Raw genomic sequence first — 9281 nt, forward strand, 5'->3', positions numbered from 1 at the left:
CAACTTTTACAGAATATCATGTCTGTCAGCTTTTGTCAACAACTTTTTTTATTTTTTTAATTCTTATCTCCCGCCGCGGCAGGCGTTTCCTGCGCGGTGGAGTTTTATAATAGCACGTCATTTTCGGGATGTCAACACGATTTTGCCATATTTATTAAAGTAGGTCATTTGTCGTTTTTCATCTAAATTGTTTGAATTGTGTGTTCAATTCATTTTTCTTTGGATAAAATATAGCGGATGGCATCCTGTACGTTGCTAACACCCACTACATTTATATTTGAATTCTTCTTCCATCCTGCTTTACAAACTTCAGGTAGAATGCAGGTGGTAAAGCCAAGCTTCTCAGCTTCCTGCACACGCTGTGCTGTCATACTGACTGCGCGTACTTCACCACTTAGTCCTACTTCCCCAAAACAGATGGTCTTCTCATCAATTGGAACATCTTTATAGCTGGATACAATTGCAAGCACAATACCCAAATCAATTGCGGGTTCATTCATACGGATACCCCCGGCAATATTTACATATGCATCGCAGGAACTTAAAGACAGTCCCAGTCTCTTTTCTAATACAGCCATCAGAAGATTGACCCTGTTATAATCCGTTCCTGCAGCTGTTCTTCTTGGCATTCCAAAATTGCTGTGGCACACCAGTGCCTGTATTTCCAAAAGAATCGGACGGGTTCCCTCCATAGAGCATGCCACTACAGAACCGGATGCTCCTTCCGGCTTTCCACTTAACATATATTCTGAAGGATTTTCCACTTCCCTTAACCCTTCGTTACACATTTCAAATACACCTATCTCATTCGTGGAACCAAAACGGTTCTTCACGCCACGCAATATACGATATGCCGCATGACGGTCACCTTCAAAATACAATACCGTATCTACCATATGTTCTAACACACGGGGGCCTGCCACAACACCCTCTTTGGTCACATGGCCGACAATAAAAATAGAAATACCAAGCCCCTTTGCAATCTGCATCAGAACTCCGGTTGCTTCCCGGACCTGGGAAACACTGCCAGGCGCCGATGTAATATTTTCATTATACATGGTCTGAATTGAGTCAATGACCACGATTTCCGGTTTTGTTCTGCTAATCACTTCTTTGATAGTATCCAGATTGGTCTCACAAAGCAGTGATAAAGTATCGCCAAATTCTCCGATACGCTCTGCACGAATTTTTATCTGCTGCAGGGATTCCTCTCCGGAAATATATAATACATCGGTCTTCTGCAGGGAAAGATTCCGGCACACCTGTAAAAGCAGCGTGGATTTTCCAATTCCAGGATCTCCACCGACTAAAACAAGGGAACCTTTTACGATTCCACCTCCCAAAACCCGGTCTAACTCTTTTAGTCCTGTAGTCAGCCGCTCTTCCCGTCCTGTTTTAATATCTGCAATTTTTACAACTTCTGCTTTCGCTGCTTCCTTCCGCACTTTTGCAGGTGCTGATTTATCTATCACTTCTTCTACAAAAGTATTCCACCCGCCGCATCCCGGGCACTGTCCCATCCATTTGGATGATTCATAGCCACAGTCCTGGCAGAAAAATACGGTTGCTTTTCCCTTTGCCATCTATTTTCCCCCTTATTCTTGCAATAACTATCTTTCTTACCTACCGGCAACTGCGAGAAACACGCTTTACAAGCTTAGTTCCTTCTTTTCTCCCGGATTTTTTCTCGCTACTCGCGTAAATTAGTAAAAAGAGAACCCAATCCGCTGGAATTGGATTCTCTTTCTTATCATCTTATTGATATATCCATTTATACTCTGGATACTTTTACTGCAACCGGAGTTTCCGGGTCTAATTCAACGCTAAGTGTTAATTTACCACCTAAATTGGTCTTCATCTGACCAATTGATTTTCCTGCTACAAATACATCATACTCTGTCTCTTCCATTAAGCCAAGTGTAATCTCTGCATCTTCCGGTCCTTCTACTTCAAATTCCACACCGTTTTCGGATGCTGCCATATTTGTAACTGCAGTTCCTGGAACAGATTCATATACAAACATTCCATTTCTCTCTAATTTGGTAATCTCACGAAATGTCTTAACTTTGTACAAATCTCCTGCATGTTCAAAATTGTCCAGTTTGGATTTTGCTCCCAGTGTATAATCTCCAAAACTGATTGTTCCGTTTGCTTCTGAACGAATTAATTCTGCAACTACAGCCATTTTTTATCCTCCTATAAGCCACTATCCCACGATGGCTTTTTCGTAAATTTTATGAAAATATTATAGCTTATCTCGACACATTTTTCCAGTTATTTTGATGAATTCACAACGGTTTTTATTTCCTTTTTTACCATGCGGATTTCCACATCATCTCCCGGCTTGATTTTACCGGATAAAATCTCTTCTGCCAGCATATCTTCTATCTGTGTCTGTATCATACGCCGCAATGGTCTTGCTCCATATTTCGGATTGTATGCCTTCTCAGCAATGTATCCTTTTACGCTGCCGGTTATGGTCAGATGGATACCCATCTGTTTTTCACACCGGTCAATTAAAGATTTGCTTAAAATGGTGACAATCTTCTTCATGTCCTCTTTATTGAGAGCCCGGAATACAATGGTCTCGTCAATTCGGTTTAAGAACTCCGGCTTAAAGATTCTCTGGACTTCTTCCATTACACCATTTTTCATGTATTCATAATTCTTCTTTTCATCTTCGCCTGCAGCAAATCCAAGCTTCTTCGGTGCAATGATAGACTGTGCCCCTGCATTGGAAGTCATAATGATAATCGTATTCTTAAAATCTACCCGTCTGCCCTGGGCATCTGTAATCTGTCCATCATCCAGTACCTGAAGCAATACATTAAATACATCCGGGTGTGCCTTTTCAATTTCATCAAAAAGAATAACAGAATATGGTTTTCTTCTGACCTTTTCGCTGAGCTGGCCGCCTTCTTCATAACCTACATAACCTGGCGGTGAACCAATCATTTTAGAAACACTGTGCTTCTCCATGTACTCTGACATATCAACACGAATCATTGCCTGCTCATCGCCAAAGACAGCCTCTGCCAGTGCCTTTGTTATCTCTGTTTTACCAACTCCGGTCGGTCCTAAGAAAAGGAAGGAACCTATCGGACGATGCGGATCTTTTAATCCTACCCGTCCTCTTCTGACTGCTCTTGCCACTGCACTGACTGCCTCTTCCTGTCCTACTACACGCTTATGCAGTGTCTTTTCCAGACGGTTGAGACGTGCAGCCTCGCCCTCTGCCAGTCTCTTCACCGGTATCTTTGTCCAGTCAGATACAATTTCTGCAATTTCATTTTCTCCGACAACCAGTTTCTTCTTGTCTGCATCCCGATGGTATTTTTCCACCTGCTTTTCGTATTTCTTCCGGACAGCTTCCTTCTCCTTGCGGATTGCCCCGGCATCTTCAAACCGCTGTTCCATCAATGCCGTCTCCATATCGTCCTCTAACTGAGCAGCCTTACGTTCCAGTTCACTAATCTTCTCCGGCATTTTAAATCCGCCAAGGCGAACCTTCGAGGAAGCCTCATCCATCAAATCAATGGCCTTATCCGGCAGATAACGGTCTGCAATATAACGGATAGACAGCTTCACTGCGGTTTCAATTCCGGCATCTGTAATCTGTACATGATGATGCTTCTCATAGCGTTCTCTTAATCCCTTTAATATTTCTATTGCCTGCTCTTCCGTCGGTTCTTCCACCATTACCGGCTGGAAACGACGTTCCAGGGCTGCATCTTTTTCAATATATTTACGGTATTCTTCTAATGTGGTTGCTCCGATTAATTGTATTTCTCCTCGGGCGAGGGATGGTTTTAAAATATTGGATGCATCAATAGCACCTTCCGCTCCACCTGCTCCGATAATGGTATGAAGTTCATCTATGAAAAGAAGTACATTTCCTGCTTCTGTCACTTCACGAATGACTTTCTTAATCCGCTCTTCAAATTCGCCACGGTATTTAGAGCCTGCTACCATTCCGGATAAATCCAGTGTTACCACTCTTTTTCCCCGGACTGTATCCGGAACCAGTCCGGATGCAATACACTGGGCAAGTCCTTCTGCAATAGCTGTCTTTCCAACTCCCGGCTCTCCAATCAGGCATGGATTATTTTTTGTCCTGCGGCTTAAAATCTGAATCACGCGGGCAATCTCTGCCTCTCTGCCAATCACCGGGTCTATCTCACCATAGGCTGCCATAGCAGTTAAATCCCTGGAATACTGATCTAAGGTTGGCGTTACTTCTACTGCTTTCTTTTTTCCGGATTTGCTTGCCGCAATCTCCTCTTTATAGCGGTTTACGTCTTCTCCCATGGCTACCAGAGTCTCGATATAAATCTTCTGGATATTCACACCCAGTGTATTCAACAGACGTACACCGGCACAGTCTGCCTCTTTCAATAATGCAATTAAAAGGTGTTCTGTTCCGATATTCTCATTGTCAAAACGCTCTGCCTCCTGGTCAGCGGTCTCAATGATATGCTGAATCCTTGGAGAATAACCTTTCCGGTCTAATACTGCCACATCCGAAGATGGAGCGATTAAATCTTCTATCAGTTCTACCAGACGGGTTTCTTCTACTCCCGCATCCATCAGAACACAGGCAGCTACTCCACTGCCTTCTTTTAGCAATCCCAGTAAAAGGTGCTCTGTTCCAATATAATTATGATGCATGCTTCTGGCTGCCTTTGTCGTCAGTTCTATTACTTTTTGCGCTTGTTTTGTATATGGTTTATGCATAAAATCCTCCTGTCACTACGCGCCAATTCTCTTATAAATCATTTAAATCCATTACTTCAATATCATCATCTGATGATTCTTTTTCAATAAAGTCATCATGGCTTGCAAAAATTCCATTATCTTCATCATCGTCATCAAAAATATCTTTGCTCCGCCGTTTCTTCTCTTTTTTTTCTCTCTTTTCCTTTTCACGTTTCTTTCTGCCGGACATAAATTCCGGTTCTTCTTCAAATTCTTCCATAAAGTCAGTTTCACCTAACCGTTCTGCCACTTCTTCCGGTAACTGAGCGGCGGAATCCGCTTCTTTTTTTTCTTCTGACTCTGTTTTCTCCGGTAAATCCTTCACTGCACTGGTCTCTTTTTCTTTGACCGGTTCTTCTTCGACTTTACCGGTATCTTCTACGAATTTCTGTTTCTTCTTTGCCTTTCTGCGTTTTTCTTCTTCAAAGATATCTACTGCTTCTTCGATTTCATCATCGTCCTCTTCTTCATAACCTCTTCTTCCACGAAGCAACAGATTAATAATGATAAAAATAAGAATTACGATTACTACAATTAATCCGGCAATAATTTTTAAATCCCGGTCTTTTCTAGCGGTATATTTGTCATTTAAGTCATTTAATGCATTCTGAAGATAGGTGGTATCGGTATCCTCCTCTGTGCTGTCACTGTACTGGTATTCGCTGAAGGTTCCATCACTGGTATTGTAATTATACCAGCCTTCCTGTCCATCATTTGTCATTCCATATACGGTATAAATATTTTCTGTATCTGTTGCGTATGCATCTTCAAATGTACTGTCTCCAACCTGAATAGGCGTGGTTGCTTCGCCCGGTACAAAGGAAGTCACTGCCGAAGGTGTCATTAAAATCAGATAATTATCCCCATTATCGATACGAATATATGGGCACACACTGCCATCGGTGCCATTTACCACATAAAAGCCTGCATTTCCTGCTGCATCTGTCATATATAAAAGAGATAAATTACCATTGTTAAAAGCAGCACCACGGTATTCAGCTCCCTGATAAGGTACCTGTGCTTCTGTAAAATCTGCCGGAATCTGTTCTGCTGTGAAATCTTCTGACACGGTATAGGCAGATACAGTATCGTCCGGCGTGGCTGTATCTGTGCCATTATCTGCTCCGGTATTATTGTCCGCCGGAGTATTGCCTGTGTCTGTGCTTGTTGTAGTATCTGTATTTGTTGTAGTATCTGTTGCAGCACCTGTTGCAGACTTGGTTATGGTCAGATGATAAGTTGCAAGATTTCCATTCTCTGCCTGCACTACTACGTCAATCTTTGTATCTCCATCTGTTTTTAAGGTAGTGGTTCCCACCCCGGACTGAATCGTTGCTGCCGGATTTACCGTTTTTGCACTTACCGTCACGCTGCTTACATCCTGTCCTACCTGTACCGTATAGTACATACGGCTTCCTTCAAATGCAGGTGATAATGAACCCTCGGCTACTGTCAGTGTCTCCAGCGAATTATCCGCAGGACCTGCATATACCTGCACCGGCATTCCTGACATGGCAAAAATGCAAATCAATGCCATAAAAAGTATCTCTATCTTACAAATTGTTTTCTTCATTTTCCGTCTCCTTCAATTCCCTTTTTCTCCAAAACAACAGAAAATCTTCTTTTGATTTTCCTGTACAATATAATCAGTTTCATTATAGAAAACTATCGGGAATGCGTCAACCTCAATTCGAAAAACCATGTCGTACTTATCCCACGGATATGTCTAACGGTTTGCCCTGATTAACCATCCCCACACAACTCCGGCAAGAGAAAGTCCTGCTGTAATTGCTACTCTGTGGTTCCAGTCTGTAATATCCTGTCCCAGCAAAGCTGCCAGCAGTAATAATGTTCCGCCGCTTACCATAAGGGCTGCAAGAGCTGCAAGCACTATCATTTCCATTCTTGACGGATGTTTCTTTCCTCTTCTTACATGTACTGTATTATCACGCATAATTGTGACCTCCCTGTGTCTTTTTTCTTATCTTTTCCTTCGCTTTTCTGCCACTTTTCTGGTATTTTTCAGTGGCTTTGCTCTCTGATAAGATTATGTTACAACAGGATGTGTCCCATATTTTGTACCTATATTATGTAAACTTGTTTTCTAATTTTTTCTAAATACTTTGTTCCGAATCCAACCTTTTACAATAAATATAACGCTTGATAAACACCATAACCTGTCCGGCAGCTTCTTTGGATGCATAACAATACAAAAGAGTTCTGCCGGCACAACACCCACAAAACTCTTTTCTCATATCCGTTATATTACTTTATTATTCGCTCTTTGTCTAATTTGCCGTACTGCCTCATAGAGCAATACGCTTACAGCTACCAGCAGACATCCCCACTGGTTCGCACTGAAAATCTTTCTGTCTTCATAATACCTCAGATAATCCAGTACAAATTTTAATATCGCATACAGCAACAGACTCTTTGGAATTATACCATTCCTTCTTCGTTCTGCCATCCTGTGAAGCAACAAAAACGCCAGCAGAAATAAGATCGTCTCTGCCAGCTGGACCGGAAAAAGGTATTCCCCCGCTGCTCCATTATCAAGATAGCGGATACTGCCAGGTCCCTGATATCTCATGCCAACACAACAGCCTGCAAAAAAGCAGCCGAGCTTTGAAACCGCATACATCAGTCCCAATGCCAGCACATATGCAGTCCATAGCTCTATCTTATGTTCCTTACTGATTTTTGTAAAAATCCACACACCGAGCAGGATGCCCGCCATACCGCCAAGACTGGAAAAACCAAATGTCTCTACTTTACCCTGTTCTGCCAGCTGCACAATAAAGGTATAAAATGCTCCAAAATATAATGCCAGAACTGTATTCAAAAGCTCTGAATAGAAGATATGACTGCCCTTTACTCCTGATTTTTTCAAATACCATGTGACATAAAGATATGCCAGTACAAAGCTTAAGAGAAAACAGATAAAATACGGCGAAATTCTCCAGTGCAAAATCGTAATATCTATCATTTATTTTCCTGCCTCATCAGCCCGGACAGTTTCGGACACAGCTTATGAATGCCAGCCCACAGGCAATAATTGTTACTGCTATAAATACTACTACAAGAATGGCAAGTGCAATATAAAGCCACATCAGCACTTTACCAAATACACTCTGCGGATATTTTACACGGACCAAAATCATAAGTACCAGTGCTGCAATTCCACAGCCAGCCATAAGAAAAGTCAGAATTGAACCTAATACATAGCTGCTTGCGATATTATAATAAAATTCTTCTTTTCCTGCATCAAACAACAGTCCCAGAATAATATTCTTAATAAAAATTACTGCCATCGGTGCAAACATCAAAATCATGGAAATAATACATAATTTGTCTGCCTGCTTCTTATCTTCCGGAGAGAGCTCCGGCCGTGGCATTTTTCCCTGTCGTGGCGGCATATTCGGTGGCATCGGCGGTCTCTGCTGCATCTGCATGTTTGGTGGCATCGGTCTGCCCTGCTGCATCTGCATATTCGGCGGCATTGGTCCACCTTGCTGCGGCGGCATATTCGGTGGCATCGGCGGTCTCTGCTGTGGCGGCATGTTTGGTGGCATCTGGTTCCACTGATTATTCATAATTTATCCCTTTACCCTTTCTCAATACATATTACATTTCCTGCAACTTTTATTAGAGTGCTTTCTTCTCTTTAATCGGCTGTTCCTCATCACAACTATAGGTCAGTTTCTCTCCATAGGTCTGCTCGTAAACAGCTTTCCACGCTTCATAATTCTTATCCCACATCTCACAGGAATTCTGTGCACGCTTTTTATTCGGATCCGGATAAATCGGTTCACAGAAATGCACCGTATATTCCTGCACATAGAATCCGTCATCATCTAAAACATCACTGTCTTCCATGGTAATAAATACGGGAAGTACCGGCTTATTATTTCTGGCAGCGAAGGTAAATGCGCCCTTCTGCAGCGGTCTTGGTTTCCGGTAATTCCACCACATTCCCTGCTCCGGATAGACAAGTACAAACTGATTTTTCTCTAATACCCTGTCTACGGCAGCAATGAATTTCTCCATGGTCTTAAAATTAGAGCTTAACGGCAGTGTGTTGCAATGGCGCATTAACACTCCGTAAAATCCCGGAAATCCGGTATAATTGCCTTCCCGGATTACACGGTACATCTTTTTCTTTTTCAATTTAGCCTGTTCGAAGGCAAGCTGGATGGCAAAGCTGTCAAATGCATTGAATTCATCCTCTAATTCATTTTCATAGTAGTATACTCGCATATCCCACAGTTTACTATTTCTTGCTATTTTTTGCAACTTTTCTGAACAAAGAATGTACCTTGGCACATTCTCGCGCCTGCGGCGGTCGCTTGCGACATCTACCTTATACGCCGCAGTGCGCATCCTCGCAGAGCGTTTTACTTTACAGGAAAGCAATTTCCTGTAAAGTAAAAAAGCTCCTGACAAAGTATGTGATATGTACCCAGAATCCTGGACACATATTTATGAACTAGGCTGAACACATGGATGCTATCCTGTATTGTACAGGC

At 42.3% G+C, this 9281-nt stretch carries 8 protein-coding genes; all 8 read right to left on the reverse strand.

Annotation, left to right across the window (positions count from 1 at the left end; translation table 11 throughout):
- Positions 1–209: 209 nt before the first annotated feature.
- Positions 210–1583, reverse strand: a complete 1374-nt coding sequence (radA, locus tag LKD41_RS15115) for a DNA repair protein RadA (RefSeq protein WP_227701635.1) — start codon at positions 1581–1583, stop codon at positions 210–212.
- 188 nt (positions 1584–1771) lie between these two features.
- Positions 1772–2185, reverse strand: coding sequence for a hypothetical protein (locus LKD41_RS15120; RefSeq protein WP_022243974.1), 414 nt, complete (start codon positions 2183–2185; stop codon positions 1772–1774).
- Positions 2186–2274: 89 nt separating this feature from the next.
- Entirely contained in the window at positions 2275–4734 is a 2460-nt protein-coding gene (locus tag LKD41_RS15125) for an ATP-dependent Clp protease ATP-binding subunit (RefSeq protein WP_227701636.1), read from the reverse strand.
- 31 nt (positions 4735–4765) lie between these two features.
- Entirely contained in the window at positions 4766–6328 is a 1563-nt protein-coding gene (locus tag LKD41_RS15130) for a cadherin-like beta sandwich domain-containing protein (protein ID WP_227701637.1), read from the reverse strand.
- 153 nt (positions 6329–6481) lie between these two features.
- Positions 6482–6709 (reverse strand): hypothetical protein, encoded by a 228-nt coding sequence (locus LKD41_RS15135; RefSeq protein WP_118173714.1) that lies wholly within the window; start codon positions 6707–6709, stop codon positions 6482–6484.
- 306 nt (positions 6710–7015) lie between these two features.
- Positions 7016–7741 carry a prolipoprotein diacylglyceryl transferase family protein gene (locus LKD41_RS15140; protein ID WP_227701638.1) on the reverse strand — a complete coding sequence of 242 codons (726 nt, stop codon included), beginning with the start codon at positions 7739–7741 and terminating at the stop codon, positions 7016–7018.
- Positions 7742–7757: 16 nt separating this feature from the next.
- Positions 7758–8348 carry a hypothetical protein gene (locus LKD41_RS15145; RefSeq protein WP_227701639.1) on the reverse strand — a complete coding sequence of 197 codons (591 nt, stop codon included), beginning with the start codon at positions 8346–8348 and terminating at the stop codon, positions 7758–7760.
- A gap of 52 nt (positions 8349–8400) precedes the next feature.
- Complete coding sequence (locus LKD41_RS15150) at positions 8401–9012, reverse strand: 1-acyl-sn-glycerol-3-phosphate acyltransferase (protein WP_227701640.1); 612 nt, start codon at positions 9010–9012, stop codon at positions 8401–8403.
- Positions 9013–9281: the final 269 nt, after the last annotated feature.

Source organism: Roseburia sp. CLA-AA-H209, assembly GCF_020687575.1.
GTDB lineage: Bacteria > Bacillota > Clostridia > Lachnospirales > Lachnospiraceae > Roseburia_C > Roseburia_C amylophila.

Excerpts from the sequence above, each read along its gene's own strand:
- radA (WP_227701635.1), bottom strand. The coding sequence starts at position 1,583 with ATGGCAAAGGGAAAAGCAACCGTATTTTTCTGCCAGGACTGTGGCTAT.
- LKD41_RS15120 (WP_022243974.1), bottom strand. The coding sequence starts at position 2,185 with ATGGCTGTAGTTGCAGAATTAATTCGTTCAGAAGCAAACGGAACAATC.
- LKD41_RS15125 (WP_227701636.1), bottom strand. The coding sequence starts at position 4,734 with ATGCATAAACCATATACAAAACAAGCGCAAAAAGTAATAGAACTGACG.
- LKD41_RS15130 (WP_227701637.1), bottom strand. The coding sequence starts at position 6,328 with ATGAAGAAAACAATTTGTAAGATAGAGATACTTTTTATGGCATTGATT.
- LKD41_RS15135 (WP_118173714.1), bottom strand. The coding sequence starts at position 6,709 with ATGCGTGATAATACAGTACATGTAAGAAGAGGAAAGAAACATCCGTCA.
- LKD41_RS15140 (WP_227701638.1), bottom strand. The coding sequence starts at position 7,741 with ATGATAGATATTACGATTTTGCACTGGAGAATTTCGCCGTATTTTATC.
- LKD41_RS15145 (WP_227701639.1), bottom strand. The coding sequence starts at position 8,348 with ATGAATAATCAGTGGAACCAGATGCCACCAAACATGCCGCCACAGCAG.
- LKD41_RS15150 (WP_227701640.1), bottom strand. The coding sequence starts at position 9,012 with ATGCGAGTATACTACTATGAAAATGAATTAGAGGATGAATTCAATGCA.